Raw genomic sequence first — 17,639 nt, 5'->3', positions numbered from 1 at the left:
GAGAATCGAGTGAAGTTGCAGGCTCCGAAGAACATCAACTACGCCGCGACCGTGGTCCGGGTGCGACACATCAACCAGCTCGCCAACTGCGACAACGTGGTCGGCGTCCCGCTCCTGGGCTACCAGGCGATCGTCTCGAAGGACATCAAGGAGGGGGACCTCGGCATCCTGTTCGGCGCCGAGACCCAGCTCAGCCTGGCGTACGCCGCCGCCAACGGCCTGCACCGGCACGCGGAGCTGAACGCCGACCCGAGCAAGAAGGGCTACCTGGAGGACAACCGCCGGGTCAAGGCGCTGAAGTTCCGTGGTCACCGCAGCGACGCCCTGTTCATGCCGCTGTCCAGTCTCTCGGGGTTCTTCACCGAGTGGGACCAGCTCAAGGAGGGCGACACCTTCGACACGCTCGACGGGAACGAGATCTGCCGGAAGTACGAGATCCGGCCCCCGCGCGAGCGCGGCGCCGGCCAGCAGGTCAGGACGAAGCGGGAGCCCCGGGTCGATGAGCGGCTGTTCCCGAAACACTTCGACACGGCGAATTACTTCCGGATGGCCGACGCCATCGGGCCGACCGATCACGTCGTGATCACCCAGAAGTTGCACGGTACGTCGATCCGGATCGGTCACACGTTGGTGCAGCGCAAGCTGACCTGGCGCGAGCGGATCGCCAAGCTGCTCGGGGTGCGAGTGGTCGAGCGGGAGTGGGCGTACGTCTACGGCTCGCGCAACGTGGTCAAGGACCCGGACAATCCGTCCGGCCACGACTTCTACGGCACCGACCTGTATTCCCAGATCGGCTCGCAGCTCAAGGGCCTGCTGCCGAAGGGGTTCATCGTCTACGGCGAGGTCATCGGCTGGGTGCCGGACACGAACACCCCGATCCAGAAGGGCTACACCTACCGCATCCCCGAGGGCGGCTATCAGCTCTACATCTACCGGGTGACCACGATCAACGAGGACGGCCGGCAGATCGACCTGAGCTGGCCGGCAGTTCAGGAGTTCTGCGCCTCGGTCGGCCTGGACACGGTGCCCGAACTGGCCGGCGCCCACGGGTACGAGATCGATGAGCACTGGGTGGCCAACAACTTCCTCGACGTGCGCCTCGTGGACCAGGGCTTCGACCTCGGCGGTGCCGTGCCCACGGACGGGTCCATGGTGGACGAAGGCGTGTGCCTGCGGGTCGAGGGCATCACACCGCTCGTCCTGAAGGCCAAGAGCCCGGAGTTCCTGCGGCACGAGACAAAGCTCCTGGACCAGGAGGTCGGAGACCTGGAGGCGGTCGCCTGATGCCCAAGCTGATCATCACCCGAGGGCTTCCGGGTTCCGGCAAGACCACCAAGGCCAAGCTGTGGGTGGCTTCCGACCCGGTCCGCCGGGCTCGGGTCAACCGCGACGACCTGCGGCAGATGGCTCACGCCGGAACCTACATCAAGCAGGGCGGCGAGTCGCCCGGCACCGAGAAGGCCATCATCGCCATCCGCGACGCCAGCATCTCCCACCTGCTGCGCCTTGGCATCGACGTTGTTGACGACGACACCAACCTACCCACCCGCGCCGCTCGGGACCTGCGCCGGCTGGCGACGCTGGCCGGCGCCGACTTCGAGGTATGGGACCTGACCGACGTGCCCGTGGAGGAGTGCATCGAGCGGGACAAGCAGCGCACCGCGCCCGCCTACGTGGGCGCTGAGGTGATCCGGGACTTCCACCGTCGGTTCGTGCACGGCAAGCCGTGGCCGTTGCCGTTGCCCATCGAGGTGTCCGACGCGCTCGATTCGATGGTGCCGTATGTGCCACTGCTCGACAAGCCGAAGGCCGTCATCGTGGACATCGACGGCACGGTGGCGCTGATGTGCGCGCGGTCGCCGTTCGATGAGTCGCGGGTGCACGAGGACCGGCCGAACCCGGCGGTCATCGAGGCGGTTCGGGCGATGCACGCGGCCGACTATCTCGTGATCTTCTGCTCCGGCCGCACGGATGCCTGCCGAGGGGCCACCGAGAAGTGGCTGATCGAGCACGTTGATGTGCCGTTCACGGCGCTGCACATGCGGGCATCTGGCGACACCCGTAAGGACTCGACGGTCAAGCGGGAGCTGTTCAACAAGCACATCCGCGACAGCTACAACGTGGTCGGCGTCTTCGATGACCGACAGCAGGTCGTGGACATGTGGCGGTCCCTGGGCCTGACCGTGTTCCAGGTCGCTCCGGGCGACTTCTGAGCAGACAAGGAGGCGACATGAACATCCTCGAATGGCTCTGGTGGTACCTGGTCGAGGCGCCCTCGCGAGGGCTGAAGCGGCTTTCGGCGCGAATCGCTTCCCGGCGCCGGGAGCGAGGCTGGGACACCGAGGAGGGCCACGCAATCCTGCGGGAGGCCGCCGTCGAGCAGACCGGCGAGATTCCGAACCTGCGGGTGATCCTCGGCGACGGCACGGAGGCCACCAAGGAGGAGATCGAGCGGGCGGCTGAGGTCGTGGAGGGCTTGGCGGACGGCCTGCGGGCCAACGAGCGCAGGCGGATCGACCGGCAGCTCCGGCGGTACGCCAAGCGGGTACGCAGTGGTGGCGAGCCGGCCGACGTCATCGCCGCTGCGATCATCGTGGACGTAGCAGGCCGGCTCATTACTGGCGATCTGGCGGAGGTGTAGGCGTGGGCTCCGAAACCGATACTGAGACCGAGGCCATCAAGCTGCTGGCAGCAAACGAGCGGAAGTTCGTGACCAAGGACTCCGGGGTGCGCGACGAGTTCGAGTCGGGAATGGTGCGGGACACCGAGGAGGGAAAGGCTCGGTTCGACCTCCTGTTCCCCCTCGGGGTTCCCTATGCCGATCAGTTCATGGTGCGCGTCGCGAATCGCATGACGCAGGGTCTTGCGAAGTACGGCGAGAGGAACTGGGAGAAGGGAAATAGCCCGAAGGAGCTGAACCGGGCGAGGTCCAGCGCGATGCGCCACCTGGTTCAGTGGCTCGCTGGTGAGGGAGACGAGGACCACGCGGCGGCAGTCGTCTTCAACCTGATCCAGGCTGAAACGCTGATGTGGAAGCTCGGCCAGGCGGCGCCGGGGCAGTGGGATCCGATCCTGCCGCTCACCGAAGCCGAGGCGAGGACGGTGTATCGCCCGTGACGGACCTTGAGGCAGGCCGGCGGGTGTACCTGAGGGAGCCCGCCCAGACGAACACGTGCGACGGCTGGCTTCTGCCGGGTGACGAGGTCTACGTGATGGAGGCTCGCCCGGGGAGCGTGCTGATCCGCCGGGCGGGCAGCAACGACTACGCCTGGGTTGACCCGGGCGCCCTGGAGTCGGCACCGAAGGATGGGGTGGCCGAGCTGGAGGCGAGGGTGGCTCGCCTGGAGGAACGCCTCCAGAGAGTCCTCGAAGTCAGCGACCTGTGGGACGGCTCATGAGCGAGGGGGCGGGCGAGAAGAAGACCCTGCTCTGCGTCGAAGTGACCTGGCGCGGCAACTACTACCAGCCCGGCGAGCGCGTGGCCGTGGCTACGGCGTGGGTCGAGGACGCCTTCACGGACCGCGACGACTCGCCGGCCGTCGAGATCTGGGAGGCACACGAGCTGTGAGCGATGAGCCGGACGACGACAACGAGAGCGTGTGCGCGGACGGCTACCCCGAGCATCGCACGCGGGACACGTACAACGGGCCGGACGGCGTGGCCTGGGAGTGCACTCGGTGTGGTGCCGAGGGCTGGGAGCCGGCCGAGGAGGAGGGAGGGGTAGTGGAGATCAAGACCGAGAAGCTGATCGATAGCGTGAACCGGCACATCGCGCTCCGGGTGGAGGGTGCCGAGCCGATGCAGAACCGGTACCAGGAGCACCGGAAGACGAAGCGCAGCTTCCTGCCCGATCGCATCAACATCAGGCTGCACAACGGGGAGCTGGCCTCGGTCGACGTCTCCGGCGGCGTGGTGCTGAAGTCCGGGGTGGCTTCGGAGAAGCTCCGCGACAACGAGAGCTGGTACAACATGCGCCACTTCTCCGAGGAGGCCCCGGAGTGGCTGCGGGAGGCCGTGGCGGAGGCAATCGAGTGAGGCTGACGCCCCGGGGCGAGGAGGTGCGCGAGGTCGTCGCGACGCTGGAGTCCGACGACTTCGACACCCCGGAGGACATGGCCAAGGCGCTGATCAAGCAGGTCGCCGACCTGCTCTGGTTCCGCACGTGGTACGTGCTCGGCGTGCGGCGCGGGGAGGGGGCGGCCTTCGGGCCGTTCTCCTCCGAGGCCGAGGCCAAGACGTACGGCAAGAAGTACGAGGGAGCCCTGATCCCGCCGGATGACTGGGGTGTGGTGCCGGTCTACGGCATGGGCCAGGTAGCCACCAACGAGGCCGGCGGCAGGCCGGGCGGTGGATACGGCTACTGCGCCACGGATGGCTGCGGCTGTCCGGCCTACGCGCACGCCCAGGAGGGCACCTCGCGCGGGAAGTGCGTGGTGTGCGGGGTCTGCCCGAAGTTCGCTCAAGCGGAGACGAAGAAGAAGGCCAGCAAGGCCAGGAAGGTGACGGCATGAGTGGAATCCCTGGGTCCCGGCTGGCCGGCGTCGGGCCGACCCCGCCTGGCGAGAGGCCGGAGCACGCGGCGTGCCGGCAGCGCACGCCGGAGGAGCAGATGGCGGTCTTCGGCGCCCAGTTGCGGAGGACCGTCCTCGCGGTGAGCGAGGTCTTCCGCGAAGTCCAGCGAGGGGTGAGCCGGTGAGCGCGGCGCTGCTGGAGATCCCGCTGTCCGTCGGGCAGCAGAAGTGCGACGGGGCCTGCCCGGCCCCGGCTCTCGTGCGGGTGACCAAGGACGGCCAGGTGCTCGACTTCTGCGGGCACCACTACCGGAAGAACGACGTCGACCTGTTCGCGGCCGGCTGGGACGTGCTGGAGGACGTCCGGCCGATCGGGCCGGACACCACTACCATCGGTTAGCCGAGCACGACAGAGGATCGGAGTACGCATGGCAACGACGAACGCAGCCCGGCTCGACCTGGCCGGTGCGCTGGAGCTGCCCACCACGAACGACGGGACCGTGTTCCTGGCCCGCGTGACCAGCGGCGCGGGCGGCGAGTACCACCTGGGCGTGACCGACAAGAGCGGGGCCACGGCCGAGGTGACCCTGACTCCGACCGACGTACTCGCCATCATCAAGCAGGGCGCGCAGATGCTCGCCCAGGACGCTTAGCAGCGCTGGACGGGCCGTTCCGGTGGATGCCGGGCCTTGTGCCCGGCTCCCGCCGAAGGGGCCTGCTTGCGCCACGTACCACCGGAGGGAATGGCGGATCATGAGCGACTACTTCACCGAGCGGTCCTTCGAACCGGACCCGGACGCGAGCGAGCTGGACAAGCTACTCCTGGAGTTCGCCGCGCGCCTGCATGGGGCGGACATGACGACGGAGGCAATGGCTCTGGCGGCCAGCGCGGCGACGTTGCGGGAGACGCCCGGGAATCCGGGCGACCTGGCCGAGGCACTGCACCTCATTCGTGAAGCGGCCGGCGACGCGGCCAAGCTGGTCGAGCGGGGCCAGGTAGATCTGGAGAGGATCAAGTCGGGCCTGGGGCCCGGCAACTGGGCCGAGTGGGACTGAGGTGGGGGCCGGCGACCTGCCGGCCCACCCCACTACAGCCACTCGGGCGCGAACTCGGTCTCCAGGTGCTCCGGCTTCCAGGTTCCCCGGCCCTTGCCGCGCGGTAGAACCTTGATCGACTCGAAGGCGCCTCGGATGATGTCCCGCTGTTCTCCCAGGTCGAACCGGTCGAACTCGTCGTAGGCCGCCTCGATGTCGATCTCGTCGGCAGGCCCGCCAGCGGCGCCGGCCTTGGTGATCTCGGCCTGAATCTCGGCCAGCTCGGCGCGCAGCTTGGCCGTCCCGTCCCGCAGTGCGGTGCGGTCGATGTAGCCGGCGGCCCGGTCCTCCACCAGCTCGGCCATGAGCGCCTGAATCTCGCGCTCCCTCTGCTCCAGGGGCTCGGTGTCCACGCCCGGCGCCTGAGGACGGAAGGTCACCCGGCCGGTCTTCCGCATCTGGTCGACCATCCGGCGGACGATCTGCCCGTCCGCGAACTCGAAGCCGATCGAGACGTGGCCACGTTCGCGGCTGGCGCTGGTGCCCAGGCCGCCGCACCGGTAGATGCGGAGTCCGTCGTGTGCGCGCCGGTTGGCCACGAGGCGACCGCCGCAGACGCCACAGACGGCGATGCCCGAGAGCAGGTTGGCGGTCTTCCCGGGGTTCGCATCCGGGCGCCCACGGTCGGCAAACTTCTGCTGCACCGCCCGCCAGGTCTTCTCGTCCACGATGGGATCCCAGTTGCCTTCCCCCATGACCTCGCCATAGAGGGTCGACTTGGCGATGTTGCGCGGGGACCGAAGCAGGGCCACCACGGCTTGCATGGACCACCCGGAGGGGTTGTAGCCCTTGCTCGTCGGCCCCCAACTGCGAGCCTCCTCCTTTGGCGTGGCAGAGGACTTGAAGCCGGCCGCGTTCCACTCCTTCGCGATGGTCGTGGTCCCCTTGCCGGCCAGGAAGTCGCGGTACGCCTTCCTGAGGGCTTCTGCCTCCTCCTGCCGCAGCGAGCCGTCCATCTCGTAGCCGAACGGCCTGCGCACCCACTGCGGCCTGCCCTCGGCGATCCGCTGGTCGTTGGCGAGGATCTGCCGCTCCGCCTTGCGCTCCGTCTCGGCCGCCGCGACGGCGGCCAGGATCCTCGCCACCATCCGGCCGACGTCCGTGGTGAGGTCGATGTCCCCGGTGGCCGTGGCCAGGCCAATCCCCTTGTCGATCGCCAGCTCGATCAGCGACTCCAGATCCTTCATGCTGCGGGTGACTCGGTCGAGGTGCCAGGCGACGATCAGGTCCGCCTCGCCGGCCTCGATCCGCTTGACCACGCGCTGCCAGCCCGGTCGCTCACCGAGGCGTATCGTGGTGGCGGACATCGTGTCATCTACCACCTCCACCACCTCCCAGCCCCGGGCCAGGCACAGCGCTCGGCACGCCTCCTCCTGGCGCTTCAGGCCGGCGCCCTCGCCGGTCCGGTCCATGCTCATGCGGACGTAGACGATCGCTCGGGGGGCGTGGACGGTGGGCGCAAGAGCCTTCATGGCGCGGCGTCGGGCCGCGCTCTTGATCTGACGAGCGGTCATAGCGACCAGGGTAGCGCTATTAGTGCTTCCGGACAACTGCATGGGCCGCCTGTTCGTCCATTTTCGCTGGAAGTAGGCCACCGACGCGCGGAGACCCCCGGAAGGCAACTATCGGGGGTCTCGCGGTGCGGGAGTTGGGGCTACCGGCGTCGGGGGACCCAGTAGAGGATCTGGCCGGCGATCAGCGCGGGGTGGGTGTCGGGCATGGCCTGCATGGCGCGGGTGAGGTGGGCGCCGAGGTACATCATCAGTCCGACCCGGTTGCCCTTGAAGCCGATCAGCAGGGCGAGCCGGGCCGGTGCGCAGGGCCAGGGGTCGTCGCAGGTGAGGCAGCGGTACGTCGGCGCGGGGCTGTGCCGGCCGGCCGGGTGGCGGCGTTGGGCGAGCCGGCGCATGTGCCGGTACCAGCGCTCCTGCGGCCCGATCACGGCTACCTCCGGCCGGCTCGCTGAGGCTGGCGCGGCCGCTCCCCGTAGCGGCCCCGGTTGGCCTGGGCGGGCGTCGGGTGCCCCACGCGGCCGGTCGTCTCCCGGGACTCCCGGGCGATGGCAGCGGCGGTTGCCGCCTCCCGGACCGCTCTCCGGAACTCGTGCCCACTGATCGGCTGCACGCGCGGCTGGTACGGCATCGGTACCAGCTCGACCGAGTCCGGGCAGATCCAGCGGAACCCACACCGGCAGTAGCGCCAGAGGCGCCACCATGCGCGACGATGACGAGGTTTGGCGAAGCGTTGTCCCATGTCGGGCCCTCCCGGGTTGGCGGATGGCAGGGGGCGGCGCCCGGTTCCAGTCCCGAGCACCGCCCCCCGTTCGACGGAGGCGGCCCGCCCGAGGGGCGGCGGAAGCCCCGAGGCGTTCGGGCGGGCAGTGGTTGCGGGCCACGGCCTCTCCGTCTGCGTTCCACCCTGGACTGTGACGGCGTGGTCACGGAAGATGAGCGAGGTGGGCGCCGGACGGTGGCGACACCACCTTTCGACCACCCGGGGTGATAGTCATGGATGACCAGCCGGCATCACTTCCGGCCCGCATCCGGGAGCTGCGCACGCAGCGGAAACTGTCTCAGGACAGGCTTGCCGCGGCGATCGGCGTGGCCAAGTCGACAGTGCAGTCCTTCGAGAGCGGCAAGCTGATCCCGCAGGAGGGCACGGCGCAGCGCCTCGACGGGGCGTTCGGCACCGGCCAGGAGCTTCAGGAGCTGGCGAAGACTGCCCACGACGACCTGCGCCCGTGGTTGCGCTCGTGGGAGGATCATGAGCGCCGCGCCCTGACGCTGCGCGCCTACCAACCACTGCTGATCCCCGGCCTCCTGCAGTGCGAGAGCTACATGCGGGCGGTCTTCGCGGGATCTCCCGGGAACGCCGGCCGGGTCGACGAGCTGACCGCCGGCCGCCTGGCCCGCCAGGGCGCGACAATCGGCCGGGAACATCCTGCGATCCTGAGCGCCATCATCGGAGAGGTCGCGCTGCGCACCGGGCCACCCGAAGTCCTGAAGGAACAGCTCAATCACCTTGTCGACGTGGGTCACCTGCCACACGTCAAGGTCCGCGTCGTCGCCCAGGGGGCCGGCGGGCTGCACGTCGGCCTCGGCGGCGCGTTCGTCCTCGCCGGCCTGCCGGAGGGCCGCCGCGTCGGCTACATGGACGACCAGTTGACCGGCCGCGTCGCCACCTCCCATGTCGAACTCGCCCGACTCGATGTAGCGTGGTTGGAGGTGGACGCGCTGGCCATGTCCGCCGACCAGTCCAGAGACGTGATTCTGAGGATGATCGATGGGCAGAAGTGAGCCACGCTGGCGGACGTCGTCGCGCAGCAACGCTGTCGGCGAGTGCGTGGAGGTTGCGGACAACATCCCCGGCCGGGTGCTGGTCCGGGACACCAAGGACCGGGACGGCGGCACGCTGACCTTCGGGCCGGCCGCCTGGCAGGCGTTCGTCAGCCTGGCGAAGCAGAGCGTCTGACGTCGGACCGCGGGCTGTGCGTCGAGCCGGCCCGCCCCGAGGCGTGACCTCGGGACAGGCCGGCCCGTGCGTCGGGTCGGGTCAGGACGAGCAGGTGTTCAGCATGGTCTGCAACGCGCTCTTCTCCGTCGACTGCAACCGCAGGCCCCAGTTGTACTTGGTCCGGATCCACATCTTCGCGTAGGTGCAGTGGTAGGCGGTGCGGCTCGGCTTCCAGGTGGACGGGTCCTGGTCGCCCTTGGCCTGGTTGACGTTGTCGGTGACGGCGATCAGCTGCGGGCCGTTCAGGTCGTTGGCGAACGACTGCCGGCGGCTGGTCGCCCACGAGCTGGCCCCGGAACGCCACGCCTCGGCCAGCGGCACGATGTGGTCGATGTCGACGTCCGCCGGGTTGCTCCAGGTCGCCCCGTCGTACGGGCTGTACCAGCTGCCCGAGGTCGGATAGCAGGAACTGTCCACGGCCACCCCGCTGCCGTCGCGCCGCAGCACCGTCTCCCGGGTGTTGCAGGTGCCGCTGACGGTGATCCAGTGTGGGAAGAGGTCCCGGCTGTAGCCGCTCATCGAGCCCTGCGCGGCGACGGTGAGCGCGTTCAGGTTGGACTGCGCGGTGGCCCTGGACGGGATGCCGGGCGGGGTGGCGCCGGCCGGGGCCGCGACCAGCAGGGACGCGGCGATCGTCGCGCTTGCCGCGGTGGCGGTCAGGGTCAGCCGGAGACGGTGACGTCGGAGGTGGAACACGGATGCCTCCCGAGGCTCTGGGGGTACGGGAGAGATCAATTTAATTGATCATCGTGTCCGGAGTGCCACGCTCACGTAACCGGCCATCGACGCCCGCCGTAATGCGGGGCGAGCCGGGTTCCCGGGCCGGCGGCGGGCCCGTCCGGTCCAGGACGGGCCGCGCCCGGTGCCGACCCCGGTCGCCTCAGGCAGGCTGGCTGCTGCTCGGAGTGCTCGGAGTGCTCGGAGTAGTGGGTTGGCGGGGCGTCGAGTTGCTGGTGCCGTTGTCGGAGACGGCGGGCGCGGCACCGACACCGAGTACGGTCAGCGCGGCCAGCAGCAGCGCGATCCACTCGTTCGAGTCGAGTCCACCGAGGATCACCGTGGCGAGCACCTGGAGCACGCTCAGCAGCACGGCGACGGCCGTCTTGGCCCACCGGTACTGCGGGGTCAGCGGCACCAGGTAGACGCCGACGGCGGTCGCGGCCGCGATGGCGATCTGCACCGCCTCGTCCGACTCGATCCGCTGGTCTCCGGAGAGGGCGCCGTACGCGACCGTGAGCGCCGCCCCGACGACGGCGGCGAGGGCCTTGCCGTACTTACGGATCATGGGATTCTCACCGTGCCTCTCGGGTGGCGGATCGACCGGACGCGGACCTTACCGCCTGTCCTGACGCCATGGTGTAACAGTCCGCCGACGACTGTCAGTCGGATATCTGCCGTCCGGTGCTCGGGCTTCCGGTCAGGGACGCGAGTTCACCCGTCCGGGGGTGAACTCGGCCGCTCGCTCGGCGCCACCGCACCGAGCCTGCGGTATTTTCCGATCCCTTTCGGACCGACGATTCTCCGGAAAGGTCAGACCAACTCGCTCAGTGCCAGCACCTCGTCGGCGCAGCCCCAGGAAAGGGCGAGCCCGGAGCCACCGTGCCCGTAGTTGTGGATGAGCGGATGGCCGTCGACCTGGTCGCGTTCGATCCGTACGCTCGACCGGCTCGGCCGCAGCCCGACCAGGATGCGCCGGACCCGGGCCGCCCGGAGCAGCGGCTCGACGGCCGCGCAGCGCTCGACGATCGCCGCCGCCCTGGCCGGGTCCGGGGCGAGGTCCTCGGAGCCGGGCGTTGCGCTGCCACCGAGTACGACGTGGTCGCCGTGCGGCAGGATGTAGGTCAGGTCCTCGTGTTCGGCCCAGTCCTGGAAGAACGTCTCTATTCCGGGATTGTCGACCACCACCAGCTGTCCCCTGGTCGGAAACACCTGGTCGTCCGGCACCAGATATCGGGAACCGAGCCCGGTGCAGTTCACGAGTACGCCAGCCGTGCCGGCCAATTCCTTGAAAGATCGGATCGCGCCGATTTCGATGGTGCCACCCTGGCCGTACAGTCGTTGGGTGAGATATTCGAGATAGGCCGGCATGTTCGCAAGCGGACTCGTGTAGCGCCAACCGCTGACGTATCCGGGTGGCAGTTCGTCGACGGGGCAGAGTTCGAAGTCGAAGATGTCGCGGACACAGGCCGGCGGATCCAGTGCAAAGGGCGCGACCTCGAGCCCACGGACCAGCCGGATGCCGGAGGTCGGGTCCTCGGCGATCTTCTCCAGGGTCAGCCGGGTCTGCTCGCTCCAGTGCACGACGCGTTCGTCGGCCAACTCGTACGGCCCCCAACTCGCCCCGGCGGACGCGGAGGTGGTCTGTTGGGGCGGGCTCGCGGCCCTGACCCGGACCGCGAGTCCGGCCTCGGCGAACCGGACCGCAGTGGACAGTCCGATGACGCCCGCACCGATAACGAGAGCGTCGGGCCGTCGGGATGTTGCCATTAGGCCATATTAACGGAGGTCTTAGCCGGTCAGTGGTCGCGTGCTGGCGGATTCCCGGTTGCGCGGGCGCCGGTCTTCACCTAGACACGGCTATATGGATTCGGCGGCGTCGGCATCGGCTGGAAATTGCGGCCGCGCATTACCGTGGGTGGCGGAACTTCGGGCGGTGCGTTCGATCGTATTCGCGAGGACCAGGCATTTTCGTCGATGGACCTCCCGGGCGGTTACTGTGTGTGAGTGCGACGCTCCGGGGGGTTGTGGCGGCGGTCGGCCCCGGGGTGGCATGGCCGGCAGGCCGGGTGGGTGGGGGCCGGCGGCCCCGGTGGGGGTCCGGTCGCGGTTGCCGGCTCGGCGGGTCGGTGCTCGGCCGTTCGGCCCGTCGTGTCGAGGCTCGCGGAGCCGGCTGTCCCGCTTCGGTGGGATTTATCGTCGTCGACCGCTGCCGTCATCGCCGGTGACCGGTTGACAGGCACGAAACTCGATGTCAATCTCCCCGTATTCTCGCACTGGGAGCGCTTCCATAGATCTTGCTCCACGTCGTACCGCCCCTGCCCGGCGGTGCCGGACACCGGTCACCGCGCCCACCGGAAGGAATGACGTGCTCAGACCCCGCTCGCCGCATACCGCGCCACTCGCCGCCGCCGCCGTCGCGGCGCTGGCCGCCACCCTGCTGACCGCGTCCGGCCCCGCCACGGCGGCTGCCGACGAGGCACCCGAACAGATCGTCAACGGCACCTTCGACGACGGCCACGCCCCCTGGTGGGGCACTGCCAACATCACCCTCGACTCCAGCACCGGCCAGCTCTGCGCCGCGATCCCCGGCGGCACGGTCAACCCGTGGGACGTGATCATCGGCCAGGACGACGTCGCGCTGGTGGCCGGTGAGTCGTACGAGTTCAGGTTCTTCGGCCAGGCCACCCCGAACAAGGTCGGCCGGGCGCTGGTCCAGCTGCCGGTCGACCCGTACACCCAGTACCTGTCGGCCAGCCCCGAGCTGAGCGTCTCCGGCAACGAGTACAGCTACACCTTCACCTCCCCGGTCGACCTGCCGGACGCCCAGGTCGTCTTCCAGCTCGGCGGCAGCGCCGAGCCGTGGACGATCTGCCTGGACAACGTCTCGCTCACCGGCGGTGCCGAGCCGGACGTCTACGTCCCCGACACCGGCCCGAGGGTCCGGGTCAACCAGGTCGGCTACCTGCCGAAGGGGCCGAAGAACGCGACGGTGGTCACCGAGGCGACCAGCCCGCTGCCCTACCAGCTGCGCGACCGGGCCGGCCGGCTCGTCAAGCAGGGCCGGACCACCCCGCGCGGCCTGGACCGCTCCTCCGGGCAGAACGTGCACACAATCGACTTCGGGCACTTCACCCGCCCCGGCACCGGCTACACGCTGACCGCCGACGGCGAGACCAGCCGGCCGTTCGACATCGGCGCCGGCTTCTACGAGCAGCTCCGCACCGACGCGCTGAAGTTCTACTACACCCAGCGCAGCGGCACCGAGATCTCCGACGCGCTCCGCCCCGGCTACGGCCGCCCGGCCGGACACGTCGGAGTGGCGCCGAACCAGGGCGACACCTCGGTGCCCTGCCAGCCCGGCGTCTGCGACTACACCCTGGACGTCTCCGGCGGCTGGTACGACGCCGGCGACCACGGCAAGTACGTGGTCAACGGCGGCATCTCGGTGCACCAGCTGATGAGCGAGTACGAGCGCAGCCTCCGGGCCGGCACCGGCGAGCCCTGGCGGCTCGGCGACCGCACCCTGGCGCTGCCGGAGAGCGGCAACCGGGTGCCGGACATCCTCGACGAGGCCCGCTGGGAGCAGGAGTTCCTGCTCAAGATGCAGGTGCCGGCCGGTAAGCCGCTGGCCGGGATGGCCCACCACAAGATCCACGACGACTCGTGGACCGGGCTGCCGCTGCTGCCGCACCTGGACGCCAAGCGGCGCGAACTGCACCCGCCGTCCACCGCCGCCACGCTCAACCTGGCCGCCACCGCGGCCCAGGCGGCCCGGATCTTCAAGCCGTACGACCGGCGGTTCGCCGAGCGGAACCTCGCCGCCGCGAAGACGGCCTGGACCGCCGCGCTGGCCAACCCGGAGCGGTACGCCGACCCGGCCGACGCCAACGGCGGCGGCGCCTACAACGACGCCGACGTCACCGACGAGTTCTACTGGGCCGCCGCCGAGCTGTACCTGACCACCGGGGCGAAGGAGTACCGCGACTTCGTGCTCGCCTCGCCGCACCACCGGGGCGACGTCTGGCGGGAGCGCGGGATGGACTGGGGCAACACCGCCGCCCTCGGCCGGCTGCAACTGGCCACGGTGCCGAACAGGCTGCCGGACCGGGCCCGGGTACGCGCCTCCGTCGCCGAGGGCGCCGACCGCTACCTGGCCACCCTGAAGGCCCACCCGTACGGCATCCCGTACAACCCGTCGGACAACCAGTTCGACTGGGGCTCGAACAACCTGATCGTCAACAACGCCATCGTGCTGGCCACCGCGTTCGACCTGACCGGTCGGGACCGCTACCGCGACGGCGTACTGGAGACGATGGACTACATCTTCGGCCGCAACGCCCTGAACCAGTCGTACGTGACCGGGTACGGCGAGGTGGCCTCGCGCAACCAGCACAGCCGCTGGTACGCCCGCCAGCTCAACCCCGAGCTGCCCAACCCGCCCCGGGGCACCCTCTCCGGCGGCCCGAACTCGGCCATCCAGGACCCGGTCGCCCAGCAGAAGCTGCGCGGCTGCGCGCCGCAGTTCTGCTACATCGACGACATCGAGTCCTGGTCGACCAACGAGTTGACCATCAACTGGAACTCACCGCTGTCCTGGATCGCGGCCTTCGTCGCCGACCAGGACAACGGCGATGCCCGGCCCCGCTGGCGGCACTGACGCCGACCCGGGTACCGGCGCGTCCGCACCCGGCGCGGACTCCGGCCGGCGGCGCAGAGCTGCCGGCCGGAGACCCGGCCCACCGCACCTGGCCCGTTGTGGATGAGGTGGACCGTCGCCCGGACATCGCGGATGCCCGTTGCCTGACAGGCGCCGCGAACCCGTCCGGCGTTACACCGGACGGTCACGGCGCACTCACCGGAGCCCGGGAGCCGCCGGAGGTCACATCGGGTACGTCCGGGCCACCGCCACCAGTTCCGAGCTGTGCGAGCCGACGATGCCGACGCCGGGCGGGCGGGGCCGGAAGCCGGGCAGCCCGGCGAGCCCGTCGCTGGCGTCCATCGCCCGCAGCCGCACCGGACCGCCCCCGGCCGGGCGCAACCGCAGCTCGATCTCGATCCCCTCGACCGGCGGGGCGTGGAACACCACCCCGAACGGCGCCGAGCCGGCCGCCGGGCCGTCGCCGGGCTCGACCCGGACCTCCCGGCCGGCGACCCGCGCCGCCACCACGGTGGCGGTCGCCGGGTCGACGTGCAGCGCGGCGAACCGTACCGGCCGCTGCGGGACGAGCCGGACGCGCAGGGTACGCAGCCCTGACCCGGTGACGTCGCCGAGCGGGTCGAGCCGGGGCGGGGGGAGTGCGGCGGCCTCGGCCGGTCCGGCGCGCAGTTCCTCGTCGCCGAGGACCGGGAAGGTGTCGCCGAGCCGGGCCGGGCCGTCGACGTACCCGTCGGTCCAGGGCTGTGGCTCGGTCTCCTCGCTGAGCCAGCGGGCGGTGCCGGTGTCGGCGTCCAGCGCGTACATCAGGTGGGTCGGCACGGGGTGCTCGGCGTCGAACCGGTCGACGGCCAGGCCGGTGCCGGCGAGGAGCGCGGCGCCGAGCAGCGCGGCCAGCGCCGGCAGCGCGCCGCGCCGCCGGGCCCGCAGCGCCGCCATCCCGCGCTGGCCGCCGGACGCCGGGTGCAGCAGGTCCAGCACGGGCAGCGCGGCCAGCCCGAGCAGCACCGCGAAGAGCGCGCCGACGCCGCCCATCGCCATGCCGAGCGCCGGGAGGAGCAGCACGACGGTGGGCAGCAGCAGGAGTACCCCGACCGCCGCACCGGCGGTCACCGCGACCACCGCCCAGGGGCCGTCCGGGCGTACCGCCAGGGCGGCCAGGCCGGCCAGCACACCGGCCAGCGCCGGCAGGGTGGTCAGGTACGACCCGCCGGGCGCGACGAACGCGAGCAGCATCCCGAGTACGGCGAGCCAGCCCAGCCCGCCGACGGCCAGTGCCGCCGGCCCGACCCGCCGGCGGGTCAGCGCGTACCAGCCGAACAGCACCGCGGCGGCGAGCGCCAGCACCGCCAGTCGATACCACAGTGGACGGTACGGGTCGAGCAGTGTCGCGTAGCCCGGCCGCAGCGCCGTGATCCCGGCCCAGAGCAGGTACGCCCCGGCCGGGGCGAGCACGATCGGCAGCAGCGCCAACCCGAACCCGGCGGCGAGCCGGGGCCAGGAGGCGCGTCCGCGCCGCCGCACGGCGAAGGCCAACACGCCCACCCCGGCCAGTGCCAGCAGCGCCAGCGGCAGGGTGAGCCAGCCGGGATAGCGGGCCAGCCCGCCGGGCAGCGGGAAGTAGGTGGCGTCCCCGTCGCTGCGCAGCCGGGCCAGGTCGACCGCGCCGAACTCCCGGGCCAGCCCGAGCGCGTTCGCCCCGTGCTGTTGCAGGCTGCCCCGGTCGACGTTGGCCGGGGTGTCCAGCGGGGTGTGGTAGAGCGCGGCCCCGTCGATGTAGGCGGCGTTCAGCCCGGTGAAGCCGTGGTCGAGGAAGGCGGTGAAGTCGGTGTCGTTCGGCAGCAGCCGGTAGACCTCGACCGCGAACGAGGTGCCCACCGGGTGTGGCGCCGCCCGGCCGAAGACCTCCACCAGGCCGGCGTTGCGCAGCGAGGTCTCGAACATGATCACCGGGCCGGTGCTGCCCCGCGCCTCCAGGTTGAGCACCACCCCGCCGTCGGCGGCCAGCGGATGCTCGGCGGCGAACGCCGAGGCGCCGCAGAGGCACGCCTCCTCGGCGTCGGTGAAGACCAGCACCACGTCGTTGCGCGGCCGCTCGCCGGAGGTCAGTGCGCGGGCCACCTCCAGCAGCGCCGAGGTGCCGGCACCGTCGTCGTTGCCGCCCGGACCGACCTGCACCGAGTCGTAGTGCGCCACCAGGAAGACCCGGCCGGTGGGGTCGGTGCCGGGAATCCGGGCGACCACGTTGCGTACCCGGGCCAGCGTCGCGCCGCCCGCGCCGCCGCTGAGCTGTCCGGCCTCCTCGGCGACGGTGTCCTGGAGTTCCGGGTCGAGGCCGAGGCCACGCAGGGTGTTCTCCAGGTACCCGCGGACCTGCTCGGCGGCCGGACTGCCGGCCGGATGGGTCTGCGCCGCGATCGTCCGCAGGTGCCGGTACGCCCGCTCCGCGCTGAACTGCCCGGCCGGCGCGTCGAGCCCGGCCGGGTCGGGGGTGCCGAGGCCGAGCACGGTGACCGTGCCGACCGCCAGCAGCGCGGCCAGGGCGGCCAGCGCGGCCGTGCCCCGGCGCCGCGGCCGGGTCAGCGCCCGCTCGGGGACGGAAGAAGGGTGGTGAGGGGTGGTCACGGGTGCCTCCAGGGGTCGGCAGCGACTGCAATCATCGCGGTCGGTCCGGGCCCGGTCAGCCGGGGTCACCCCCGCACGCCGGGCCGGGTCACCGTGCTGGCGGCCGGTCGCATAGCGTGATACTCATGTCCACGTACCGACTGAGCGACCCGGCGGACGCGCTGCGTGAGTTCGTCGCCCGGGTGGCGCCCTACGACCCGGACCCGACCGCCCCGCCGGTCGGTGTCCTCGACGTCCGCAGCGCCGGTGAGGTCGGGACGATCCCGCTCACCCCGCACCTGGCCCGGGCCCTCACCGAGGCCCTGGCCGGCTACCGCGACCCGGCCGACCGGGGCGCCTGCGCGGGTTGCGGCGGGCGGCGGCTGGACGAGAACCTGCACTGCCTCGACTGCGGCCGGCTGCACGGGGTGCTCGGCCAGGTGATCGCCAGCCGGGCCGAACAGGTACGTCTGGGGCATCCGGCCGGTCCGGCGGACGCCCCGAGGTGACACCGGGAGAGGCGGCACCAGGAGCCGTGTCGG

Annotated in this window: 22 protein-coding genes; 16 read left to right on the top strand and 6 right to left on the bottom strand. The window is 70.8% G+C overall.

The features are described 5' to 3' along the window. The first annotated feature begins 9 nt into the window (after positions 1 to 9). The 12 genes from ACN28A_RS09675 to ACN28A_RS09620 all read left to right on the top strand — a co-directional run bounded on the left by ACN28A_RS09675 (position 10) and on the right by ACN28A_RS09620 (position 5,567). The gene (locus ACN28A_RS09675) at positions 10 to 1,284 is read left to right on the top strand and encodes an RNA ligase family protein (RefSeq protein ID WP_421394248.1); all 1,275 of its coding nucleotides are present in this window, start codon (positions 10 to 12) and stop codon (positions 1,282 to 1,284) included. Beyond that, positions 1,284 to 2,213, top strand: coding sequence for an AAA family ATPase (locus ACN28A_RS09670; protein WP_421391273.1), 930 nt, complete (start codon positions 1,284 to 1,286; stop codon positions 2,211 to 2,213). Before ACN28A_RS09675 ends, ACN28A_RS09670 begins: the two co-directional genes overlap by 1 nt. A gap of 17 nt (positions 2,214 to 2,230) precedes the next feature. Continuing rightward, a complete protein-coding gene (locus tag ACN28A_RS09665; RefSeq protein WP_421391272.1) occupies positions 2,231 to 2,641 on the top strand; it encodes a hypothetical protein in 411 nt (136 codons plus the stop codon). A gap of 2 nt (positions 2,642 to 2,643) precedes the next feature. After that, a complete protein-coding gene (locus ACN28A_RS09660) occupies positions 2,644 to 3,117 on the top strand; it encodes a dATP/dGTP diphosphohydrolase domain-containing protein (protein ID WP_421391270.1) in 474 nt (157 codons plus the stop codon). Between the two features lie 23 nt (positions 3,118 to 3,140). Beyond that, positions 3,141 to 3,398 carry a hypothetical protein gene (locus tag ACN28A_RS09655; protein WP_421391269.1) on the top strand — a complete coding sequence of 86 codons (258 nt, stop codon included), beginning with the start codon at positions 3,141 to 3,143 and terminating at the stop codon, positions 3,396 to 3,398. Beyond that, positions 3,395 to 3,568: a hypothetical protein gene (locus ACN28A_RS09650; RefSeq protein WP_421391267.1), complete on the top strand. Its 174-nt coding sequence runs from the start codon at positions 3,395 to 3,397 to the stop codon at positions 3,566 to 3,568. The genes ACN28A_RS09655 and ACN28A_RS09650 overlap by 4 nt, the downstream gene beginning before the upstream one ends. Then, positions 3,565 to 4,035, top strand: coding sequence for a hypothetical protein (locus ACN28A_RS09645; RefSeq protein ID WP_421391265.1), 471 nt, complete (start codon positions 3,565 to 3,567; stop codon positions 4,033 to 4,035). Before ACN28A_RS09650 ends, ACN28A_RS09645 begins: the two co-directional genes overlap by 4 nt. Further along, a complete protein-coding gene (locus tag ACN28A_RS09640) occupies positions 4,032 to 4,511 on the top strand; it encodes a hypothetical protein (protein ID WP_421391264.1) in 480 nt (159 codons plus the stop codon). The genes ACN28A_RS09645 and ACN28A_RS09640 overlap by 4 nt, the downstream gene beginning before the upstream one ends. Then, the gene (locus tag ACN28A_RS09635; RefSeq protein ID WP_421391263.1) at positions 4,508 to 4,696 is read left to right on the top strand and encodes a hypothetical protein; all 189 of its coding nucleotides are present in this window, start codon (positions 4,508 to 4,510) and stop codon (positions 4,694 to 4,696) included. The genes ACN28A_RS09640 and ACN28A_RS09635 overlap by 4 nt, the downstream gene beginning before the upstream one ends. Continuing rightward, positions 4,693 to 4,911, top strand: a complete 219-nt coding sequence (locus ACN28A_RS09630) for a DUF7455 domain-containing protein (RefSeq protein ID WP_421391262.1) — start codon at positions 4,693 to 4,695, stop codon at positions 4,909 to 4,911. Before ACN28A_RS09635 ends, ACN28A_RS09630 begins: the two co-directional genes overlap by 4 nt. 28 nt (positions 4,912 to 4,939) lie before the next feature. Then, positions 4,940 to 5,164, top strand: a complete 225-nt coding sequence (locus tag ACN28A_RS09625) for a hypothetical protein (RefSeq protein ID WP_421391261.1) — start codon at positions 4,940 to 4,942, stop codon at positions 5,162 to 5,164. Positions 5,165 to 5,264: 100 nt separating this feature from the next. After that, positions 5,265 to 5,567, top strand: a complete 303-nt coding sequence (locus ACN28A_RS09620) for a hypothetical protein (protein ID WP_421391260.1) — start codon at positions 5,265 to 5,267, stop codon at positions 5,565 to 5,567. Between the two features lie 32 nt (positions 5,568 to 5,599). On the opposite strand, the gene ACN28A_RS09615 is transcribed toward ACN28A_RS09620, so the two are convergent. After that, complete coding sequence (locus ACN28A_RS09615; protein WP_421391259.1) at positions 5,600 to 7,120, bottom strand: recombinase family protein; 1,521 nt, start codon at positions 7,118 to 7,120, stop codon at positions 5,600 to 5,602. A 140-nt stretch (positions 7,121 to 7,260) separates the two neighbouring features. Next, positions 7,261 to 7,548, bottom strand: a complete 288-nt coding sequence (locus tag ACN28A_RS09610; protein WP_421394245.1) for a hypothetical protein — start codon at positions 7,546 to 7,548, stop codon at positions 7,261 to 7,263. A gap of 565 nt (positions 7,549 to 8,113) precedes the next feature. Between ACN28A_RS09610 and ACN28A_RS09605 the strand changes: the two genes are divergently transcribed. Together ACN28A_RS09605 and ACN28A_RS09600 are read left to right on the top strand one after the other, a co-directional pair. Beyond that, positions 8,114 to 8,902, top strand: a complete 789-nt coding sequence (locus tag ACN28A_RS09605) for a helix-turn-helix domain-containing protein (RefSeq protein WP_421394242.1) — start codon at positions 8,114 to 8,116, stop codon at positions 8,900 to 8,902. Continuing rightward, positions 8,889 to 9,077, top strand: a complete 189-nt coding sequence (locus ACN28A_RS09600; RefSeq protein ID WP_421394240.1) for a DUF397 domain-containing protein — start codon at positions 8,889 to 8,891, stop codon at positions 9,075 to 9,077. The genes ACN28A_RS09605 and ACN28A_RS09600 overlap by 14 nt, the downstream gene beginning before the upstream one ends. Positions 9,078 to 9,158: 81 nt before the next feature. On the opposite strand, the gene ACN28A_RS09595 is transcribed toward ACN28A_RS09600, so the two are convergent. From ACN28A_RS09595 to ACN28A_RS09585, 3 genes are all read right to left on the bottom strand, one after another. Continuing rightward, positions 9,159 to 9,779 carry an HNH endonuclease family protein gene (locus tag ACN28A_RS09595; protein ID WP_421404268.1) on the bottom strand — a complete coding sequence of 207 codons (621 nt, stop codon included), beginning with the start codon at positions 9,777 to 9,779 and terminating at the stop codon, positions 9,159 to 9,161. A gap of 220 nt (positions 9,780 to 9,999) precedes the next feature. Further along, positions 10,000 to 10,404 carry a hypothetical protein gene (locus ACN28A_RS09590; RefSeq protein WP_421394237.1) on the bottom strand — a complete coding sequence of 135 codons (405 nt, stop codon included), beginning with the start codon at positions 10,402 to 10,404 and terminating at the stop codon, positions 10,000 to 10,002. Between the two features lie 245 nt (positions 10,405 to 10,649). After that, entirely contained in the window at positions 10,650 to 11,606 is a 957-nt protein-coding gene (locus tag ACN28A_RS09585; RefSeq protein ID WP_421394235.1) for an FAD-dependent oxidoreductase, read from the bottom strand. A 598-nt stretch (positions 11,607 to 12,204) separates the two neighbouring features. On the opposite strand from ACN28A_RS09585, the gene ACN28A_RS09580 reads away from it, so the two are divergent. Next, the gene (locus ACN28A_RS09580) at positions 12,205 to 14,496 is read left to right on the top strand and encodes a glycoside hydrolase family 9 protein (protein WP_421394233.1); all 2,292 of its coding nucleotides are present in this window, start codon (positions 12,205 to 12,207) and stop codon (positions 14,494 to 14,496) included. Positions 14,497 to 14,718: 222 nt separating this feature from the next. Here ACN28A_RS09580 and ACN28A_RS09575 read toward each other — a convergent pair whose 3' ends face one another. Beyond that, positions 14,719 to 17,130, bottom strand: a complete 2,412-nt coding sequence (locus ACN28A_RS09575) for a M28 family peptidase (RefSeq protein ID WP_421404266.1) — start codon at positions 17,128 to 17,130, stop codon at positions 14,719 to 14,721. Positions 17,131 to 17,243: 113 nt separating this feature from the next. On the opposite strand from ACN28A_RS09575, the gene ACN28A_RS09570 reads away from it, so the two are divergent. Then, positions 17,244 to 17,606 (top strand): hypothetical protein, encoded by a 363-nt coding sequence (locus tag ACN28A_RS09570; RefSeq protein ID WP_421394230.1) that lies wholly within the window; start codon positions 17,244 to 17,246, stop codon positions 17,604 to 17,606. Positions 17,607 to 17,639 lie beyond the last annotated feature (33 nt).

This window comes from Plantactinospora sp. WMMB782 (assembly GCF_049179135.1).
GTDB lineage: Bacteria > Actinomycetota > Actinomycetes > Mycobacteriales > Micromonosporaceae > Plantactinospora.
The sequence above is the reverse complement of the archived record's forward strand: the minus strand, read 5'-3'. Positions and strand labels throughout refer to the sequence as shown.